20 protein-coding genes and 1 pseudogene are annotated in these 18,489 nt (G+C 39.4%); 15 read left to right on the forward strand and 6 right to left on the reverse strand.

The features are described from left to right. On the forward strand, window positions 1-685 hold a 685-nt coding region (locus RMZ43_RS25880; RefSeq protein ID WP_428850926.1), incomplete at its 5' end, for a CAAD domain-containing protein. A gap of 120 nt (window positions 686-805) precedes the next feature. Here RMZ43_RS25880 and RMZ43_RS25885 read toward each other — a convergent pair. Further along, entirely contained in the window at window positions 806-967 is a 162-nt protein-coding gene (locus RMZ43_RS25885) for a hypothetical protein (protein WP_322651863.1), read from the reverse strand. 368 nt (window positions 968-1,335) lie between these two features. Here RMZ43_RS25885 and RMZ43_RS25890 point away from each other — a divergent pair, with 368 nt between their 5' ends. Both RMZ43_RS25890 and modD read left to right on the forward strand, forming a co-directional pair. Further along, window positions 1,336-1,947 (forward strand): PEP-CTERM sorting domain-containing protein, encoded by a 612-nt coding sequence (locus tag RMZ43_RS25890; RefSeq protein ID WP_322652611.1) that lies wholly within the window; start codon window positions 1,336-1,338, stop codon window positions 1,945-1,947. A 442-nt stretch (window positions 1,948-2,389) separates the two neighbouring features. Then, the gene (modD, locus tag RMZ43_RS25895) at window positions 2,390-3,241 is read left to right on the forward strand and encodes a ModD protein (protein WP_322652610.1); all 852 of its coding nucleotides are present in this window, start codon (window positions 2,390-2,392) and stop codon (window positions 3,239-3,241) included. Between the two features lie 155 nt (window positions 3,242-3,396). On the opposite strand, the gene RMZ43_RS25900 is transcribed toward modD, so the two are convergent. From RMZ43_RS25900 to RMZ43_RS25910, 3 genes are read right to left on the reverse strand one after another with little or no spacing between them, the layout of a single operon-like run. Further along, window positions 3,397-3,690, reverse strand: coding sequence for a transposase (locus RMZ43_RS25900; protein ID WP_322651860.1), 294 nt, complete (start codon window positions 3,688-3,690; stop codon window positions 3,397-3,399). Then, window positions 3,675-3,863: a hypothetical protein gene (locus tag RMZ43_RS25905; protein ID WP_322651859.1), complete on the reverse strand. Its 189-nt coding sequence runs from the start codon at window positions 3,861-3,863 to the stop codon at window positions 3,675-3,677. Before RMZ43_RS25905 ends, RMZ43_RS25900 begins: the two co-directional genes overlap by 16 nt. Before the next feature lie 48 nt (window positions 3,864-3,911). Next, window positions 3,912-4,307: an IS630 transposase-related protein gene (locus tag RMZ43_RS25910; protein WP_322652609.1), complete on the reverse strand. Its 396-nt coding sequence runs from the start codon at window positions 4,305-4,307 to the stop codon at window positions 3,912-3,914. Between the two features lie 633 nt (window positions 4,308-4,940). On the opposite strand from RMZ43_RS25910, the gene RMZ43_RS25915 reads away from it, so the two are divergent. The 3 genes from RMZ43_RS25915 (at window position 4,941) to RMZ43_RS25925 (ending at window position 7,504) form a co-directional block, all read left to right on the forward strand. After that, window positions 4,941-5,618: a hypothetical protein gene (locus RMZ43_RS25915; protein WP_322651857.1), complete on the forward strand. Its 678-nt coding sequence runs from the start codon at window positions 4,941-4,943 to the stop codon at window positions 5,616-5,618. 364 nt (window positions 5,619-5,982) lie between these two features. After that, entirely contained in the window at window positions 5,983-6,921 is a 939-nt protein-coding gene (gene modA / locus RMZ43_RS25920) for a molybdate ABC transporter substrate-binding protein (protein WP_322651856.1), read from the forward strand. Window positions 6,922-7,294: 373 nt separating this feature from the next. Next, entirely contained in the window at window positions 7,295-7,504 is a 210-nt protein-coding gene (locus RMZ43_RS25925; RefSeq protein WP_094352046.1) for a TOBE domain-containing protein, read from the forward strand. Between the two features lie 65 nt (window positions 7,505-7,569). Here RMZ43_RS25925 and RMZ43_RS25930 read toward each other — a convergent pair whose 3' ends face one another. Then, entirely contained in the window at window positions 7,570-8,328 is a 759-nt protein-coding gene (locus RMZ43_RS25930) for a HesA/MoeB/ThiF family protein (protein ID WP_322651855.1), read from the reverse strand. A gap of 145 nt (window positions 8,329-8,473) precedes the next feature. Between RMZ43_RS25930 and RMZ43_RS25935 the strand changes: the two genes are divergently transcribed. From RMZ43_RS25935 to RMZ43_RS25975, 9 genes and pseudogenes are all read left to right on the forward strand, one after another. Continuing rightward, window positions 8,474-8,614, forward strand: coding sequence for a hypothetical protein (locus RMZ43_RS25935; protein ID WP_322652608.1), 141 nt, complete (start codon window positions 8,474-8,476; stop codon window positions 8,612-8,614). A gap of 290 nt (window positions 8,615-8,904) precedes the next feature. After that, a complete protein-coding gene (locus RMZ43_RS25940) occupies window positions 8,905-10,038 on the forward strand; it encodes a substrate-binding domain-containing protein (RefSeq protein WP_322652607.1) in 1,134 nt (377 codons plus the stop codon). 474 nt (window positions 10,039-10,512) lie between these two features. Continuing rightward, the gene (gene nifH / locus RMZ43_RS25945) at window positions 10,513-11,478 is read left to right on the forward strand and encodes a nitrogenase iron protein (protein ID WP_322651852.1); all 966 of its coding nucleotides are present in this window, start codon (window positions 10,513-10,515) and stop codon (window positions 11,476-11,478) included. A gap of 367 nt (window positions 11,479-11,845) precedes the next feature. Beyond that, window positions 11,846-13,255, forward strand: coding sequence for a nitrogenase iron-molybdenum cofactor biosynthesis protein NifE (gene nifE / locus RMZ43_RS25950; RefSeq protein WP_322652606.1), 1,410 nt, complete (start codon window positions 11,846-11,848; stop codon window positions 13,253-13,255). Further along, the gene (gene nifN, locus RMZ43_RS25955) at window positions 13,255-14,565 is read left to right on the forward strand and encodes a nitrogenase iron-molybdenum cofactor biosynthesis protein NifN (RefSeq protein WP_322651850.1); all 1,311 of its coding nucleotides are present in this window, start codon (window positions 13,255-13,257) and stop codon (window positions 14,563-14,565) included. The genes nifE and nifN overlap by 1 nt, the downstream gene beginning before the upstream one ends. A 180-nt stretch (window positions 14,566-14,745) precedes the next feature. Continuing rightward, entirely contained in the window at window positions 14,746-15,687 is a 942-nt protein-coding gene (locus tag RMZ43_RS25960; RefSeq protein WP_322651849.1) for a type I restriction endonuclease, read from the forward strand. Between the two features lie 85 nt (window positions 15,688-15,772). Then, a complete protein-coding gene (locus RMZ43_RS25965; RefSeq protein ID WP_322651848.1) occupies window positions 15,773-16,141 on the forward strand; it encodes a hypothetical protein in 369 nt (122 codons plus the stop codon). 128 nt (window positions 16,142-16,269) lie between these two features. Then, a complete protein-coding gene (locus RMZ43_RS25970) occupies window positions 16,270-16,632 on the forward strand; it encodes a hypothetical protein (RefSeq protein ID WP_322651847.1) in 363 nt (120 codons plus the stop codon). Window positions 16,633-16,825: 193 nt separating this feature from the next. Beyond that, a pseudogene (locus RMZ43_RS25975) lies at window positions 16,826-17,008 on the forward strand (IS66 family transposase); the annotation flags it as partial. A 49-nt stretch (window positions 17,009-17,057) separates the two neighbouring features. Here RMZ43_RS25975 and RMZ43_RS25980 read toward each other — a convergent pair. Continuing rightward, window positions 17,058-18,374, reverse strand: coding sequence for a DUF4910 domain-containing protein (locus RMZ43_RS25980; RefSeq protein WP_322652605.1), 1,317 nt, complete (start codon window positions 18,372-18,374; stop codon window positions 17,058-17,060). Window positions 18,375-18,489 lie beyond the last annotated feature (115 nt).

Genomic DNA, 18,489 nt, shown 5'->3' on the forward strand with positions numbered 1-18,489 from the left:
TGCGGTGAATATGGCACGCGATATGTACAATGCCATTTACTCCCCTTTGATGAAGTTGGCTAAGGATGATATCCGTGTAGCGCAAAAGAAAACTGTTATCGCTGAAGAAAATAGTAAACTTGGGGAGAGTGAAGTAGAAGAATCCAAATCTTTTGATATTACATCAACCAAACCTATCGCAGTACTTGAAAGTTCAAAAATTGATACTCAGCCATTGCTACTAGCTGCTGATAAACCATTACATCGGGAGAGCGAAGTAGAAGAATCCAAATCTTTTGATATTACATCAACCAAAGCTATCGCAGGATTTGAAAGTTCAAAAATTAATACTCAACCATTGCTAATATCTGAAAATCAACCCTTACCTAAGTGGCAGCAAGTTGGTGGTAACTTCTCTGCGTTTTTGGAGCAATTGCCTAAATACTTAGGTAGTTTTTCCACTGAATACCAGATGCCAATTATTTGTTTTGCTACAATTATTACAGCGACTCTTACAATTAAGATAATTCTAGCTGTATTAGATGTAATAAATGACATCCCCCAGTTAAATCTAGTTTTTGAGTTGACTGGAATTGGTTATTTAATCTGGTTTGTTTTCCGATATCTATTCAAAGCTGCTACTCGGCAAGAATTAGCTGCACAAATTAGTTTTATCCAAAAAGAAATTGTCGAGGGACAAGATTAATAAGCTGTTATGTCTCCACATTTACTTTCTTTCATAGTGAAAGAAGGCACAAGGCAAACAAACATATCTCCACGCTATGTAAGAAGTTGCTCGGATTTTGAGATCAAATAGCTATGTTGGTTAGGCGTAGCCCGTCGTAGACATTGCGATCGCTTCTCTACGAACGCGAATAGCGTGTCGGAGACAGAGGTTGCGCCAACAAGATGCTCTGCATAGCTGGCTTTTGAGGAGGGGTACGCTCGCCATAGGCATCGTAAAAGCACCACAGTCGTAGTTACTCATGAAGTCTTGTCATGTGTGTAAGTCGTGCAAAATAAAAAAACTTTTTACTTAAAGTTTTGATAAAGTCAGCGTTTAATTACGTAGTTGAATTGATTTTTTCCAACCAAGTTGGTATGATAGCTTCAGTCAAAAACACAAATTTGTATTAAAAAATATGCCATAAATACTGTTGAATAATTCATAAAGTTTAAATGTTCATATCAAGGACTATTTAAGCATTATTAGTGAGGAAGTTGAGACATCTGCCAGAATCCTATCTATGCGATCGCCATCTGTCAAGTCTCACTCACAACCGAGAATCTGCTTGAGAAGTTTCTCGCTCTCAAGATTTTTGAAATAAGCTATTAGTAAATCCAAGGAGATAATTTATGTTAAAAACAAAGTTTTTTCAAAAACCATTAATGGTTATTCTAGGGTTAGCACTAGCTACTGTTTCTACCGCTCAACCCTCCAAAGCTGCTACCTTTACTTATCAGGGAGATACAACAAATGAACCGATTTGGCGGCGTGTAGCACCAGGAAATCCTCCCACTCTTATCAGTGGTGAAAAAGATGGAAATTTGGGAATGAGTGTACCTTACAGTGTATTTGATTTTACGGTCGATCAATCAGGTTTATATAATATAAGTGGTGAATCTGAACCTACACCACCTGCAAATAGAAAATGGGATATTTTCTTAACTTTATATCAGGATAGTTTCAATCCTACTGAACAATTAACCAATGTTCTTATAGCAAATACCACTACTAATGGTAGTACTGTTACTTTCAACCGAGAACTCGTTACAGGACAGAAATACTTTTTAGTTACTACCGGTCGTCGAGTGAATGATTTTGGCCAGTTTAGCAACACAATCAGCGGTTCGGGTCAAATTACACCAATTCCTGAATCAGATTCAATACCTGCCATGTTAGTCACGGGTGGTATAACTTTACTACTGTATAAACGAAAAGTAGGTTTAAAAATACAGCATTTCTAAATCAACTGTAAGCATATCTCCAACTTTTTGAGTGGGGATATGCTTACAAAGTAGGTATGACTGCTATAATTGCATTTATATAATCAGAATAATCTGTAAGAAAGCTAACTGCCTTTTGTATTGTTTAGTTAACTACTTGTTTCCAGAAAATAGAGGCGATCGCCTTTTGTGTAGAAATTGAATTTTTCCTATCGAATAAGACTAAGCACCTGCATCGAGATTGTAAAAAAAAGTAATTCTGAGAGCCAATCGGCACTGTAATGCTTTCAGCATTTAACGAATTTTGGCGACTGAGGTAGATATTCTTTCTTAACAAATTTATTTTGTTACCAACTATTTGGGACAATAGTAGTAATTATTACAATTCCTACAACTGAATGAGATTAGGTTTAATGGGAATCTTGATTTAGCTATTTATTTGTCAGCCGATCATAAAACTAAAATGAGTGTTTTCTTCTCAGATGAGGCGATCGCTAGGTTAATTCAGGAAGATGTTCCTTACTTAGATTTGACAACCTACGGACTTGGCATTGGCAAGCAACCTGGTGAAATCGAGTTTTCTACCCGTCACCCGATGACCATCTGCGCTACTGAAGAAGCAGCCAGAGTATTAAAATATTGTGGTGCCGAAGTTCATTATCAAATCGAAAGTGGTGCAGTCTGCCAAGAAAAGCAATTAATTCTTCAAGCTAGTGGCACTGCTCAAGCTTTGCACAGTGGCTGGAGAGTTGCTTTAAATTTGATGGAATACGCCTCCGGCATTGCTTCGCGTACAAGAGTATTAGTAGATACTGCTTCATCAGTAAATCAGTCTGTTTCTATTGTGACTACTCGTAAATGTTTTCCAGGTACTAGGGCGCTTTCCATCAAAGCAGTTCTAGCTGGTGGGGGATTTTTTCATCGCTTAGGATTATCTGAAACAGTTCTGATCTTTAACCAACACTTGATATTCCTGGGAGGTATAGGTGGGTTAATTGAGCGCATGAATGAACTGCGACGACAGTTTCCAGAACAACATATTTGCCTTGAAGTAGATACACCAAAAGATGCTTGGATGGCTGCTCAAGCAGGTGTAGATTTAATTCAGTTTGATAAAATTCCCCTACCAGACCTTGAGCCTCTAGTTTTGAAATTGAAGCAGCAGTATCCAAACTTAAAACTAGCAGCAGCTGGTGGTATTACCTCTGAAAATATAAAGGATTATGCTAGCACTGGTGTAGATATTTTAGTGACAAGTTCAGCGTACTTTGGTAAACCATGCGATATTGCAGTCAAAATGACGATGGTACAGTAGGCATTTTTAATTTAGTTTGATATTTAAGATTGCAGTTGTTAAAACGCAGGAGTTGAGCCAGAAAGAACATTTTGCGAAGTTCTTAAGCAGTTGATGAAATTGAGCGATTAGCCATCTATCGCTCTATTCACTGCAATAAGAATCGTAGCATTTATTTAGTCTATTGGTTGTATAGCAACCGCCAGGTTGGTTAGGACACTAAACTCAGAACAGACTCCATCGCCGCTCGCAAGGTAGGGAAGTACTCCAGTTGCTTGCGGATACGACTTTTTAGCCAAGACTTTTCCCCGCTCAATTTTATTTAGATCAGGAGAGTAAGGTGGCAAGTACCAGACCTCGCAACCAGCAGCCTGCACCAATTGGTCAATGCGTCCACCTTTGTGAAAGGTGGCGTTGTCAATCACCAACTTCTGCCCTGGTTTTAATGCCGGAATCAGGCATACTTCCAACCACGTCTCAAAGACTTGGCGATTCTTGCTCCCTCAATCGTGAATGGTGCTAGTAACTGCTGGGCACACAACGCCGCAATCATATTAACTCGCCCGGTTCTGCGACCTGACTTGAAATCATAGAAGCGAAATCCAAGGGAGACTGTAGCCGTAACCATAGTCGTCGCGCTCATTCATGCCAGCCTCATCGGCATACACAATCAACTCAGGCTTAATAGTGGCTAACTGTTGGAGAAACTCTCACCGTTTGTCCTCATTCCGTTCGCTGTACCCATAGGTCTTTTTTTTCGCGTAAATCCGATTTTCTTCAGCCCTCGTGAGATGGTGCGATCGCTAATATCACCTTCCCACAGTTGGGCCATCTCCACCTGAGTTTTGTCTCCGTAGGTTTCTACGAATGCTCGAAACTTCTCCCAGTCAGTGATTTTGTGCCCATTGCCCTGATGCTTTCTGACTTTGGCATTAAAGTCACCCGTTTCCCTCCGACGCTGAAACCATGTATTGATGGTATTACGACTGACGTTGAAGAATTCACTGGCTTCGCAGCGCTTCATCCCATTGAGTTCAATCGCCTCTATCACTTTCCGTCGTAGGTCATAACTGTAAGCGTTTGCCATAGGAATGCAGAAATCAATCACTTCTCTATATATCCTACGTCCTAATTCAGATGGCGACTGCTATATATACGGAGTAGTCTAGTCGCTCTATGGTTTTGCTTTAACTATAATGTCGGAACAACTACAACCTTTCCCCATAACTCGGACAGTTTTCCAATTTATAGGTGAGTCTTACTTATCAAGAGTTTATTAACTTGATAATTACCTATTTATAAGGCAAATAACGACAGCTTAGTTTTTATACAATATTAAGCTGAACTATTTTAAAAAGAAATAAAAATTAATTTTGTTCGTGTTTGATTACTATATTAGTTGGTATTTTACTCAATAAGTTGGTATTATCTTCATTAGATTACACAGATACACTTATCCATTTGGAAAAACGCAAATCTAACAAGAGGTTTGCGACTAACTTTGGCGTCAGGATTTATTAGTTTTTAATAACTCATATTAAAAACTAGCTATTTAGTAGCGTTTGGTAAAGAGTTGAAAGTTTAACGATAGAAGCGGTTTGATTTTTATCTAACAGAATCTCTTGTCAAATTGTTCAATTTTGGCGATGACGATACTAATTTTTGTTGAGCAAAACTATCTAATTGTCTCAATATTCAATAGTAAACGGAGAAGGATTTTATGCGTTTTACCCGCACGATACCCATTGCGTCTTTAATGCTATCGATACTGGTTTTATGGCAGCCTACTTTAGCTGACTCAAGAAGTAGTCTTCCCTCAAAAAAAGAAGAAAAAACACCCTCTGTCTGGGATAAAAATAAGTGTCTTGGAGGTTCTTCGCAAAGTTTTCGCTTGGGTGGAGAACTCAATAATCCAGCTACTTATAACTTGCAAAAACTGCGAAATTTACAAGATGCTTTAAAAAAACAAAATCCAGCATTAGTTACAGAAATCACTGTCAGCTTTCAAACCGGCTCGGGGCCACGAACAGAAACATACTATGGAATCCCCCTATGGGAATTAATTAATAATCCGAAAGCCGGAGGTGGTCTAAAACCTGGGAATTCTGGGGTGAATAGTAAAAACTCTTTTTTGAGGCAATATGTTCTAGTTGACGCCACAGATTGCTATGGTGCAGTCGTAGCTATTGGTGAAATTCAACCTAACTTTGAAGGGAAAACAGTGCTAGTTGCATTTGCAAAAAAAGGTAATGATGGTAAAATCGTGCCTTTAACAGAGGAAGGATTTGCTCGTTTAGTAGTTCCAGGTGACAAAGCTGGAGGTCGTTACGTTAGTAATGTGACAAATATCGTCATATTATCTGCTCCTCCTTCTCCTTTGAAACCAAAATATTTCTGACATAGAGACTAAGGTTGTCAATCTCAATAATATCAGCAATAACTTCTGGAGACATTTGCAAATCTATTGAGCATGACTGGCGTAAAACTTGCTTTACGCCCACCATATCTTCAATAATTAACAAAGCCCAATACGGTTTGGATAAGCTGTTGAGGCAGGGTATGAAAAAGAGTTATTGAGCAATAATGCTTTCTCAAGAACTGCTCAATAACTGCTTGCCTCAACTGATAACTTTCTTAACCGAGGATTGTAAGTAACAAAGCCAACATTTGTCTATATAAAGTGATTGACATTTTTCCAACTAAGTTGGTAATGTGAGACTTGAAGATAAAATACTCAAAAACTTGAAGGTTCTAGGGAACAGATGAAAAAATATTTTTTGACAGGTTCTTTGGCAGCTTGTGCCTTTAGTGTTCTGATACCAAATCAAGCTTTTGCAGCTAATCTCAACTTATATGGAGCAGGTAGTTTAAGAAATGCACTAACGGAAGTAAGTCAAGACTTCACCCAAGAAACAGGAATAGGAACAAATACAGTATTTGGGCCATCAGGGATTAGAGAGCAAGCAATAGAAACAGAACTCCAACTGGGACAGCCTACTGCTGATGTCTTTGCTAGTGCAGATATTGGAAATCCCCAAAAACTCTACATTAAGGGGTTGAGCAGTCAGCCAGTGGAATTTACTCAAAACCAGATTGTAGCCGTGTTTTCCTCAAAGTATTCTCAGGCAAAAATTACACCAAATCAGGTGTTAGATTACTTATTAAATCCCAACATCAAGTTGGGAATTGCAACACCTATATTAGATCCTCTTGGAGACTACACTCAACAGATATTTACTCAAGCTAATTCAAAAAAACCTGGTAGTTTTGATACCCTCAATAATAAAGCCTTGCAATTAACAGGTGGAACGAACTCCCCAATAGTCCCATCAGGACAGGACAGCTTAGTATATTTTCTTGACAAAACTCAGCAAGCAGATGTTTTCCTAAGTTACTATACTGGCGCGATCGCATCGCAAAAAATTGATCCGAGTCTGCAAGTAGTTGGACTACCAGATTATTTGTCTGTTGCAGCACCATTCGGTTTAACAGTTATCAAAAATGCTGACCCGAATGCACAGAAACTAGCAGATTATATTTTATCAGAGAAAGGACAGCAAGTTTTGCATAAGTATGGCTTTACTAGCCCCACCAAATCGGTACCCGAACCCAACTATGTTTGGGGACTATTACTAGCTGCGACTATGAGTTTAGCACTGAAAAAAAAATTGGCAGATCCAAAGCAAAAGATACAAGTTTAAAATCTTGGATAAACTGAATCAAAATTGCAGCGTTCAGAAAATGATTATTGGCAGCGGCAATCATTTGTATAGTCCTTACTACGAGTGAATCATTCTAGAAAAATGAATGACGATTAGCTTATGTACCAATAATTATCAGAATGTACCAAAATAATTAAGTAGACACATTACTAAAAACAGTTTTGAATGAATGTTCTGCCAAACTTTAACTGTCTATTATCAACTTTTTCAGCATCTTCTAATACCAGTATGATATCTAAGTTCTTCTGTAAGGGAGAAGATAACATCTCACTAAATGAGGATAATCCAACAATTTGATAATTGTTACTATTACTTAGTTCACAATTATCTTATAACTAAGGAGTATTAAAGTATGGAAGTTAGCGCTCGTAATTCCTTAAAAGGAACTATTAAGGAAATTCATCCAGGAGCAGTCAACTCTGAGGTAACATTAGAAATTGTGCCTGGGGTGGAAGTAACTGCAATTATTACCAAGGAATCGGTAGAGCATCTCCAACTTCAAGAGGGAAAACAAGCGATCGCTGTGATTAAAGCGTCAGATGTCATAATTGCTACAGAATAGCTCGATATGAGTAGATAAGTTGTGGCGATCCGCTTATGGAGCGATCGCTACAAGTATCCAACTATTTACAAATCTTCCGAGCAAGAACTGCTACCACACACCAAACAAGAAGGATCTCGATAAGAATGTCGTTTGGCAAATTCCGTTCGCATTAAGTCAATTGTTAGCAGTTGTGACAATAGGGGTTCATTAAACTTAGTAATCAGCTTTATTACCTCTAATGCACTAAGACAAGCTAGTGTCCCAGAAACAGCACCGAGAACCGCAAACCCACGCTGATCCCAATCCGGTTTTTCTGGAAACAAGCATGATAGACAAGGAGTGACACCAGGAATAATCGTCGTTAGGTAAGCTTCCATTCCGTCCATTGCAGCTTCCACCATTGGTTTTTGCCAGCGCACGCAAGCTTGATTGAGCAAGTTCCGTTCTGTGAAATTGTGAGCGCAATCAACAGCTATATCAGCAGATTGCACTAAAGAGTCTACATTCTCTTTTGTAACGTAATCATGAACTGCTTCCACCTGAATATCAGGATTAATAGCTTGCAGAGTTTCTCTGGCTTTGAATACTCTTGGCTTACCTACCCAATCATTTGTCATCAGAACCTGACGATTCATATCATCTAGGCGTAAGTCACCACCCCGAACTAGAATTAGCCGCCCAACACCTGCTACTGCCAAATAAAGTGCTGATGTACCGCCTAATCCACCTACACCTGTAACCAGAACCGTTGCAGACTTCAAGCGCTTTTGTCCTGCTTCTCCAAAATTGGGAAGCATCATTTGGCGGTGATAGCGTTCTAACTCACTGGGTGTTAAGTTCATCGCTTTTTAATTCTTTATCAGTCGTAAAATTTACCACCTAGTTGGTAGCAAGTATTGTACTTGTCTATACATTTTTCTAATTTAATACCTGTAAAGTTGGTATTTATTCCAGGCACTATTAAAAGAGCTATGTGCAAATATAGTGATGTCTAGGGCTACACCGGGAGCAAATGTGGTGCTGCTCTTTTCACCGAACCTCACAAAATCGCGTTGGTTGCTCCCAATAATCAACGACAGTATTAAAGTTGAGTGCGATCGCCGTGGCATCAATCCTCATCTGGATTGATGTAAAGCTGCGAAAGTTCCTGGCTTTACGAGATAGGATAGGGGCTTTCATCGACGGCAGGGTATTTTATTACTGGTAAGTGCCTAAAAAGTAACCACCCGCAAAAATAATTTGCGCTTGGCAAGCAAATTGGCAATTTCTGTGATAGTCTTTTTATATGGGGAATCAAGACAGCGAAAGCACAAAAACTCGTCAAAGAGAAATGATATAAACTCAAAGACCAGACTTTCGCCTTGGCAGATGCAATATTTAAATCCGCTACGGCTTTTTGAAACCAAGAGACAAAGCCAATGAAGCAGGATAGTGACCTCCGTAATAACTTGAAGTCGATTAGAACTCGCTTAGGCATGAGCCAACAAGATTTGGCTAACATCGCTAATGTGACTCGTCAAACTATTAGTGGTGTAGAGTCGGGACTATATGCTCCCTCTGTTGCCATAACACTTCGCTTGGCCAAAGCCCTTGGCTGTCAAGTTGAGGATCTATTCTGGTTAGAGCGGGATTTACCTGAAATTGAAGCCGTTCTTGCCAAACCTGTTTCTAATGGTCAGCAACTACGAGTTAGCATGGCTCGTGTGGGCGGACAATGGATAGCTTATCCCTTGATTGGTAAGGATGCTTTTCGCCAAGATATGATTCCGGCTGACGGTGAAAGTACAAGCCTTACAGGTACAAATAAGGTTCGAGTCCGTCTTTTAGACGATAATCTCGACACACTTCACAATACAGTTGTCATTGCTGGTTGTGCCCCTGTGATTTCACTATGGGCAAGAGCCACGGAACGCTGGCATCCCCAACTGCGAGTCCAATATAACTTTGCCAATAGCATGGCTGCATTGCACAGTCTATGCAGAGGTGAAGCCCACATCGCTGGGATGCATCTGTACGATCCTGAAACTGGTGAGTATAATACTCCCTTTGTTCGAGATGTTCTGGCTGGTAGGGAAGCAGTTCTGATTACCCTTGGTGTCTGGGAAGAGGGACTTTTGTTGAAGTCAGAGAACCCAATGGGAATTAGAACAGTTAGTGACTTAGTTGCCCTTGGAGCGACTATTGTTAACCGCGAAATCGGTTCTGGTAGTCGGATGCTTTTGGAACAAACACTCCAAAAGGAGCAGATACCGTTCGATGCTGTTCAGGGCTTTGACAATATACTCAAAACTCACCAAGATGTTGCCCAAGCTGTAATCAGAGGAGTTGCCGATGCTGGTATGAGTACGGCATCTGTAGCTACCGCTTTTGGGCTGGGATTTATCCCTTTACATCAGTCACGATATGATTTGGTGATTCTCAAGGAATATTTAGAAGAAGCACCTGTACAGCAGTTGCTCAGTACTTTGGGACATCGAATGGTTCACTCCCAATTTGAAATTCTCGGCGGTTACGATATTAGCAAAATCGGGGAAGTTGTAGCGACTGTTTAGAGTGGATTGCAATGGTTGGTTGTGTGGTTAGAGGAAAATTTGGCATAAATTTAAATCCTGCTGCAATCACTCTTTAGGTATGAGCAACCTTCAGAAGATTACAACAACTGATGATGCTCAATTCGTAATTCGGATTTCAATTTGAGTTTCCGGCTTGGAATCTGTAGTAAAGACGCGATTCATCGCGTCTCTACAAATGGTCTATTTGTGGCTTTCTTTTTTCCAATTGGTATTGCTACCGCTAGAGAAATCATTTAAGTGAGTGGATGGTAATACTTGCAATATTCCTTGAGTAATAACTCTAAGTCAACGAAAACTGACTAAAACTTGAATATGTTCTTTATTCGGACTCTTTTTGCTGTAGAACGAGCACCTCCAATGACGTTCTACATAAGGTCGCTGCTGTAATTTTACAGCACAATCCCCTCATAAACCGACACACTCAACAAACAAACAATTGCAGGATAAATTATCATGTCCGACGACAAAATTAGACAAATTGCTTTTTACGGTAAAGGTGGTATTGGTAAATCTACCACTTCCCAAAACACCCTTGCTGCAATGGCAGAAGTGGGTAAACGCATCTTGATTGTCGGATGTGACCCGAAAGCTGACTCCACTCGTTTGATTTTACACTGTAAAGCTCAAACTACTGTGCTGCATTTAGCTGCTGAACGGGGCGCTGTGGAAGATATTGAACTCGAAGAAGTTGTAATCACAGGTTTCCGCAATATCAGATGTGTAGAATCAGGTGGGCCAGAACCTGGTGTAGGTTGCGCCGGTCGGGGTATCATCACAGCCATTAACTTCCTCGAAGAAAACGGCGCTTATTCAGATGTAGATTTCGTATCTTACGACGTATTGGGCGACGTTGTATGTGGTGGTTTTGCGATGCCAATTCGTGAAGGTAAAGCCCAAGAAATCTACATTGTTACCTCTGGTGAAATGATGGCAATGTTTGCAGCTAACAACATTGCTCGTGGGGTTCTCAAATATGCTCACACTGGTGGTGTACGTTTGGGTGGACTGATTTGTAACAGCCGGAAAACTGATCGGGAAGACGAACTGATTAGCACTCTAGCAGCTAGATTAAGTACTCAAATGATTCACTTCGTCCCCCGTGACAATATCGTGCAACACGCCGAATTGCGTCGGATGACTGTAAACGAATACGCACCCGATAGCAACCAAGCTAATGAATACCGTACACTAGCAGACAAGATTATCAATAATACAAATCTCGCTGTTCCCACACCTATCGAAATGGATGAGTTAGAAGATTTGTTGATTGAATTCGGTATTCTTGAAAGTGAGGAAAATGCTGCCAAACTAATTAGCCAAGCAGATGCTGCTAAGAAGCAAGAAGATGCTGAAGGTGAAGCACTAGAAGCACTGAAAAAAGGCAATGTAGAAATAGTTTCTGGTAGCGAGAAAAAGTAAGGTTCTCATTCAGACCCCAGTGCTAAATACAGAGTAAATATTAGGTGGGCTATTTTGGCCCACCCTCTGACCAATCCTTTAAAATGGAGGTAGTGGAATAGCCAATCTTAACTCTCTGCATTTGAATCACTGTGTTAACACTAATCTACCAAGGTGTACACGGCAAAATTAATACTTTAATAGTCTAGTTCGTGTTTTTGTTTTCTCCTTCTCTAACGTAGTTGGTGTTTATGTTCTAGGGGATGGGAAACTATTTTTCTCATTCCCTTTTATTCCATGCTTTAGATACACGGTTAATAAATGAAATATCAAAGCCTTTTGGAATTCACTTAACATCTAATAACTTCTACCTATTGTCACCAAACAAATGAATCCTACCCCAGAAAAAATCAACGATTCATTCAGTGAGTCAAATTCCGAAGGTACTCCTCAGCAGCAGAAACTGCATAAAAAAAAGTCCTCCACACAATTACCCCAACCTGGAACTACTCAAGGAAGTTGTGCTTTTGATAGTGCGATGATTACCCTAGTACCAATCACTGATGCTGCTCATGTAGTTCACGGGCCAAGTGGCTGTGCTGCCAGTATTTGGGGAAGTTACAGCAGTCTCTCTTCTGGTTCGATGCTGTACAAAATACGTTTTACCAGCGACATCGATGAGAATGATATCATCTTCGGTGGAGCCAAAAAGCTGTACAAAGGCATTTTAGAATTAGCAAGACGCTACAAACCGACGGCGGTATTTGTTTACTCCACTTGCATCACTGCCTTGATTGGGGATGATATCGAGGGAGTTTGCAAAAATGCTACTGAAAAAACAGGAATACCCACTATCCCTGTACATTGTCCTGGCTTTATTGGGAACCAAAATTTGGGCAATCGTGTTGCTGGTGAAGCGTTGCTAGAACACGTTATTGGAACATCTGAACCAGATACTAGTACACCTTATGACATCAACCTAATTGGTGAACATAATATCGCAGGTGCAATATGGAATTTTATACCGTTATTGGAGAAATTAGGTATCAGAGTGTTAGCAAAAATTACAGGCGATGCTGTCTACAAAGAAGTTTGCTATGCCCATCGTGCCAAACTTAACTTGTTGCTCTCCTCTAAAGCACTAATTAACATGGCAAAAGGGATGGAGAAAAAATATGGTATCCCCTATATTGAAGAGTCTATCTATGGTATAGAGTCAATCAACCAATGTTTAAGGAATATTACTGCAAAGTTAGGTAATTCTGATTTGCAGGAACGTACAGAAAAACTAATTGCAGAAGAAACTGTTGCAATAGATGAAAAACTCGCTCTGTATATTACCCAATTACAAGGTAAGCGCATTATCCTTTCTATTGGAAGTTTCAAGAGTTGGTTAATTATCTTTGCTGCTAAAAAATTGGGGATGGAAGTTATTCCTATTCTGACTAAGAATAATACTGATGAGGATCAAATTAGAGTCAAAAGTTTGCTAGGTCAAGATGGCATAATTCTAGAGCAAAATAATCCTGAAGAAATCCTACAGATAATTAACGAAAATAAAGCTGATATGTTAATTGCTGAGAAGCGCTATCAAGATACTTCTCTCACAGCTAGAATTCCATTCCTAGACGTTAATCAAGAACGCAACCATCCTTATGCAGGGTATATAGGAATTTTAGAAGTAGCACGAGAATTGTATGCCGCTTTTTACAACCCTGTGTGGGAGCAAGTATACCAGCCAGCCCCCTGGGAAGTAGGAGTAGAAGAAGCAGGAAATTCTCAACAGGAGGAAATCTAATGGCGATTATTAGCGTTACGAGTACATCAGTTGCAGTTAATCCCCTGAAGCAAAGCCAAACTGTGGGTGCAGTTTTAGCCTTTTTGGGATTGAAGGGAATCATGCCTTTATTACATGGTTCTCAAGGTTGTACTGCTTTGACTAAGGCAGTATTAGTACAACATTTCCGTCAGTCGATTCCTCTTTCCAGTACAGCAATGACCGAAGTTGCAACCATTTTGGGGGGCGAGGAAAGAGTTGAACAAGCAATCTTAACTTTGGTGCAGAGATCCAAACCGGAAATTATCGGTCTTTGTAGCACTGGGCTGGTGGAAACCAGAGGCGATGATATGGGACGCTTTGTGAAGGAGATTCGCCACCGTCACCCAGAACTGGATTATTTACCAATTGTGCTTGTCTCTACACCAGATTTCAAAGGTACATTACAGGATGGTTTTGCTGGGGCGGTTGAGAGTATAGTCAGGGAAATCCCTCAAAAAAGCTCTAAGCAAGATGCTTGTCCTACACAAATAACTATTTTGGCGAGTTCTGCCTTCACACCAGGTGATGTACAGGAAATTAAAGAGATTGTCACTTCTTTTGGACTTGTACCTATTGTTATACCTGACCTTTCTGGCTCATTAGATGGTCATATAGAAGATTCTTCTAGTGCCATTACAGCTAATGGTACAAATGCAGCACAATTACGCTCAATTGGCAGTTCTGTATTCACTTTGGCACTAGGTGATAGTATGCGGGGTGCGGCGCAAATTTTAGAGCAGAGATTCAATATACCTTACGAAGTATTTGGTGAATTGACGGGGCTAGCAGCAGTAGATAAATTTCTGCAAGCATTGGCGGATATCAGTGGTGTCAGAGTTCCGGAAAAATATCGCCGTCAACGCCGTCAGTTGCAATTTGTAATGTTGGAAAATCACTTTTACTTTGGTTGCAAGCGAGTTTCTTTGGCGCTAGAACCAGATTTACTTTGGTCAACAGTTGCTTTTTTGCGATCGCTAGGAGTTGAGATTCACGCAGCAGTGACAACAACACGCTTTCCTCTGTTAGAAAAACTTCCGATCAAGAGCGTCACTATCGGTGATTTGGAAGACTTTGAGCAATTGGCGGTTGGGTCTGATTTACTCATTACCAACTCTCATGGAGTGGCGATCGCTCAACGCTTAAAAATTCCTCTCTACCGTCAAGGGATTCCGATTTTTGACCGTTTAGATCATGGTCAGTTCACCAAGGTTGGCTACCGAGGTACTATGCAACTTTTATTTGATATTGGAAACCTGTTTTTAGAGCAGGAGATAAAAGTTAAGCATTAAACAGAGGTAATTCTAATTTATTACCAATATTATTGGTAATAAGTAGCACAAGATACAATCTTGCCGATCAACTTTAGCTTTGATAGTTACTATCAAGTCGTATATTCCATCTGTGAATATACCAACCAATGCCAGTAACTAGGCACTAGCTTCTGCATTGACTCAAATTAAGTCTTCTTCATGAATCCAGCACAGCTAAAAAAAACAACTGCCAAAGCGAGTCGTGTTACAAAAAAACTTCGCCGCCGTTTTGATTCCACACAATCTGCGATGCCTGCGGTGGGTAAAGCGATCGCAGATTGTGCGCTCACTTGGTTCGAGGTCATTGGCTACACAGTTTTATTAGAGCCAGACATTACTCTAGGTAAGCACCAGATCGGACGGAGTAATTATAGTGATGTGGTTTTGTGTGAGCGCCTCCATAACGCTTTGCAGAAAATTAACCCGACAAAACCGGATGAAGCGATCGTTGCAGCTATCCATCAGATTACTTACATTCCGAGTTCCGACTTGCTGAAAAATAACCGTCGCTTTCACAAATTATTGACCAATGGTGTGGAAGTTGAATACCTGTATAACGAAGAAATAGTTCATGACTTTGTGTGGCTCATTGATACGTCTAATCTATTGAACAATGATTGGCTAGCTATTCATCCCTTGACTGTAGTTGAGGGGAGTTATACTCACTGTCCTGATGTAGTTGTCTTTATCAACGGTTTACCCTTGGCAGTTATTGTCTCGATTCAGCTAAGTGATGAACAAGCGACTTTCAAAGAAGGTTATCAGCGAATTCAGACCTACTGTCAACAAATACCAAAGCTGTTTGACTACAATACATTCCTAGTTATTACTTATGGAAATCGAGCACGAGTCGGTACATTAACCTCAGACTGGCAGGAGTTTTTACCCTGGTGCACCATTGATGGAGAAGATTTTCCTGCCAAGGGTGCAACTGAACTAGAAGTGCTGATTCAAGGTATTTTTGACAAGCGGCGTTTTCTAGAGCAAGTGTTGCACTTGATAGTGTTTGAGGGAAACGGAACCAACATTAGTAAAAAATTGCTTCGCCGACCTTTTTGTACTACACAGTACCTAAAAAAACCTTCGCGAAAAAGCTGGTAAATGCCGAGTTATCAAGTGATTAGTAGAAAAACTAACTCACAATTAAAAATTCCCAATTGCTACTTTCAACATGAAAGTTATAACTATGAACACAAGTTGGTATGAACAAGAACTAGTCAAAGAATTCAAAACGATTATTGCTCATTCTTTCCCACAAGTCAATGAATTGCTAAAACACTGTCATGTTAAACTCATTGAGTCTTATTGGGGAAGACCTCGTGTTCACTTTCTGCCATACTTCACAATTTATTGCCCTGACAATCTGATTGCTGCTGTTAAAGCCCAGATATCTATACTCAGAGAAGTCGCAGAATATGCAGGATTAGTTGAGGTTGTCTGCCTAAATGCTACACATCTGCTGCGAGATCCGATGTCGAAGGTAAAGCAGACAGATCCGCGTTTGTGGTTAGAACTGCAATGGCTTGCAACACAAAAACAAGAACATTTACTATGATTTTCCGACTTTGGGTGTAACTACAAAAGTGCTTGCTTGTTGCGCCATCTATTCAAAGATTGCGTGATGAAAACATGCAGGAGCATTGTTTTTTTTGACTAATAATTCCCAATCCCTAGTTATTTGCTATGAATAAATCCCCCCTTCCGGCAGATGATTTGCCTCCAACTGGATCACCTATACTTAACGAGTTATTCTACAGGCAATTAGAAGAAGCTACTTGCAGGCGATTTTATCAAGCCTGCGGGCCAATTATGCGAGTTTTACTATCAAATTGTCACTGGTATTTCAAGATAAATACTAGCCCTTTGATGTTACTCATTATCTGTTATGACATAGAAAGTTATCTGCATATAGTCGATGCTATTCCCCAGTTCATCAAAAAGCTGAAGCAGTTTTCCAATAAAGCCAAAATTCACCTTTTTTCACCAGATTATAAAGGACAACCTTGGGAAATCGAGATTGAAGAAACATCAGATGATGAAGCCTAGTCAAACAGGTAAATGACGAAAATTTGGTATTAACCAAGGCAGTAGTATTTTACTTTTTTTAGTGCTTACCCCTTATCATCTATTCCCCATTTAAATTGCATAATTAGGATACTTGATACAAATGATTCGTCTTTAATTCTCTCCCCTTTGCCTTTTGCTCCCCTGCCGTCTATTTGTATCACTTTTAAAGTGAAAAAGTATTAGTGGCTGCTCCCGTTCGATAGAGAGATTTAAACACACTCCCAAATTGTTAACGGTAGTGCAGATTTGTTGTCGTCAAAGTAAGTCTGTGATTGATTTTTTTGTACAAGCATTAGTGGCTGACTCTAATAATTATCTGTCTCACCTATCACTGCTTCCTAGACATTACACCTGAATCCTTACCCGAACTACTCAAGGTATTGTCGAGGTAATTAATCAGAAAATTAAGTTTTTTCTTCCAACAAATTGAACTGCAATAATGTATCTGCTGTTTTCTTAATCACATCAAACTCTATGCCTGATTTTTCCGAAATCTCTAATAGTGTTTGATTACCATCAGATAAGTTTAAAACCCACAACATAGCCATTTCATTCTTCTTTGGATCAATCTGCCCGCCTATAGCACTGTATAACCCTCGTTTACCTAACTGCGGTTCACATTTAGGGTTTTGATTTAAATATTTTTTATTATTCTCTATAATATTTAAAACCGACAAAATTTTTGATAAAGAATCAGCAAGATATTGAGGTTGTACAAGTTCTAAATTGTCGGCAGATGTATGATATTGAGGATAAGTACCATGAGGTGATCTCATGAAACAACCGACAGGAAGGTTAAAGCCTGGTGAACAAAACTGCCGTTCATCATAGCCATAAGGAGAGAACTCCATAATTTCATAATCTTGACCAGAATTTTTCAAGACATGAGTAACAGCTTTATCAATTTCGGCATTACCTTGACGACTTTTTTTGTAGTGAGACTTGCCCGGATCGCCTACACAGGTTACAACTAAACCATGTTTAATTTTGTCAACATTCGCTTCATTTAAAGCTAACCAAGTAATGGAACCAATGGTTCCAGGAAGTAACAGAAAACGATAGGAATAAGAGGGTGAAATTTGGCTGAGGTGCTTGGCTAAAAAGGTTACTAATGCTATACCTGAGAGATTATCATTACAAAGCGATGGGTGGCAGATATGACACGAAATTATAATTTCATCTGCTTTTTTTCCTCTAATGTAATACTCTCCGTAAGTTAAAGAGCCATTATCTAAAGAAGAATCGATGTAAACTTCATATTCTTCATCTTTTAGCTCCAATAATTGATTATGACTAAGACAAAAGCCCCAGTTCTCTTTGTAATAAGAAGTTCTATAGGGAATCCAATCAGGGCGATCTTCTAATGTAAAAAGATGTCCTTTTAAATCTTGCAATGACATCTTTTCATGAATATTGATGCTGTAATTAACTATATGGAGATTAGATTGATGAAAATTTATAATTTTTTCACCCTGTGAGTTCTTAATAAAGGCATCTCTGATATTCCATTCTTTGGGAATCGTCCAATCAAATACTTGAGTACCACTAGGAACCTCATGTATAACTAAAGGAATATGTTGTTGAATAATTTGTAGTGTTTTTCGTAAGCCATCGCCGGTAATACTACGACAAATAGGATAAAGTACCGACATTAACAGATACATCTCATTGCTAATATCTTCTATATTAATACTATTGTTTATATCAATATTGTTATACATTTTATTAAATCACTGTAAAATATGGGTTGTGTTGCAAAAAGTTATTCAGAATAAAAATTTTATATAAATAAAATTTATTTATACTATTCTGAATCCTTACAGTAGCTCGAAGGAG

It is taken from the genome of Nostoc sp. CmiVER01, from assembly GCF_034531135.2.
Classification (GTDB): Bacteria; Cyanobacteriota; Cyanobacteriia; order Cyanobacteriales; family Nostocaceae; genus Nostoc.

What these genes read in the sequence shown, in the direction of transcription:
- nifH (WP_322651852.1), top strand. Translation starts at nt 10,513, where the DNA reads ATGTCCGACGACAAAATTAGACAAATTGCTTTTTACGGTAAAGGTGGT.
- nifN (WP_322651850.1), top strand. Translation starts at nt 13,255, where the DNA reads ATGGCGATTATTAGCGTTACGAGTACATCAGTTGCAGTTAATCCCCTG.
- RMZ43_RS25970 (WP_322651847.1), top strand. Translation starts at nt 16,270, where the DNA reads ATGAATAAATCCCCCCTTCCGGCAGATGATTTGCCTCCAACTGGATCA.
- RMZ43_RS25930 (WP_322651855.1), bottom strand. Translation starts at nt 8,328, where the DNA reads ATGAACTTAACACCCAGTGAGTTAGAACGCTATCACCGCCAAATGATG.
- RMZ43_RS25935 (WP_322652608.1), top strand. Translation starts at nt 8,474, where the DNA reads ATGTCTAGGGCTACACCGGGAGCAAATGTGGTGCTGCTCTTTTCACCG.
- RMZ43_RS25885 (WP_322651863.1), bottom strand. Translation starts at nt 967, where the DNA reads ATGAGTAACTACGACTGTGGTGCTTTTACGATGCCTATGGCGAGCGTA.
- modA (WP_322651856.1), top strand. Translation starts at nt 5,983, where the DNA reads ATGAAAAAATATTTTTTGACAGGTTCTTTGGCAGCTTGTGCCTTTAGT.
- RMZ43_RS25925 (WP_094352046.1), top strand. Translation starts at nt 7,295, where the DNA reads ATGGAAGTTAGCGCTCGTAATTCCTTAAAAGGAACTATTAAGGAAATT.
- nifE (WP_322652606.1), top strand. Translation starts at nt 11,846, where the DNA reads ATGAATCCTACCCCAGAAAAAATCAACGATTCATTCAGTGAGTCAAAT.
- RMZ43_RS25960 (WP_322651849.1), top strand. Translation starts at nt 14,746, where the DNA reads ATGAATCCAGCACAGCTAAAAAAAACAACTGCCAAAGCGAGTCGTGTT.
- RMZ43_RS25980 (WP_322652605.1), bottom strand. Translation starts at nt 18,374, where the DNA reads ATGTATAACAATATTGATATAAACAATAGTATTAATATAGAAGATATT.
- RMZ43_RS25890 (WP_322652611.1), top strand. Translation starts at nt 1,336, where the DNA reads ATGTTAAAAACAAAGTTTTTTCAAAAACCATTAATGGTTATTCTAGGG.
- RMZ43_RS25965 (WP_322651848.1), top strand. Translation starts at nt 15,773, where the DNA reads ATGAACACAAGTTGGTATGAACAAGAACTAGTCAAAGAATTCAAAACG.
- RMZ43_RS25910 (WP_322652609.1), bottom strand. Translation starts at nt 4,307, where the DNA reads ATGGCAAACGCTTACAGTTATGACCTACGACGGAAAGTGATAGAGGCG.
- modD (WP_322652610.1), top strand. Translation starts at nt 2,390, where the DNA reads ATGAGTGTTTTCTTCTCAGATGAGGCGATCGCTAGGTTAATTCAGGAA.
- RMZ43_RS25940 (WP_322652607.1), top strand. Translation starts at nt 8,905, where the DNA reads ATGAAGCAGGATAGTGACCTCCGTAATAACTTGAAGTCGATTAGAACT.
- RMZ43_RS25915 (WP_322651857.1), top strand. Translation starts at nt 4,941, where the DNA reads ATGCGTTTTACCCGCACGATACCCATTGCGTCTTTAATGCTATCGATA.
- RMZ43_RS25905 (WP_322651859.1), bottom strand. Translation starts at nt 3,863, where the DNA reads ATGAGCGCGACGACTATGGTTACGGCTACAGTCTCCCTTGGATTTCGC.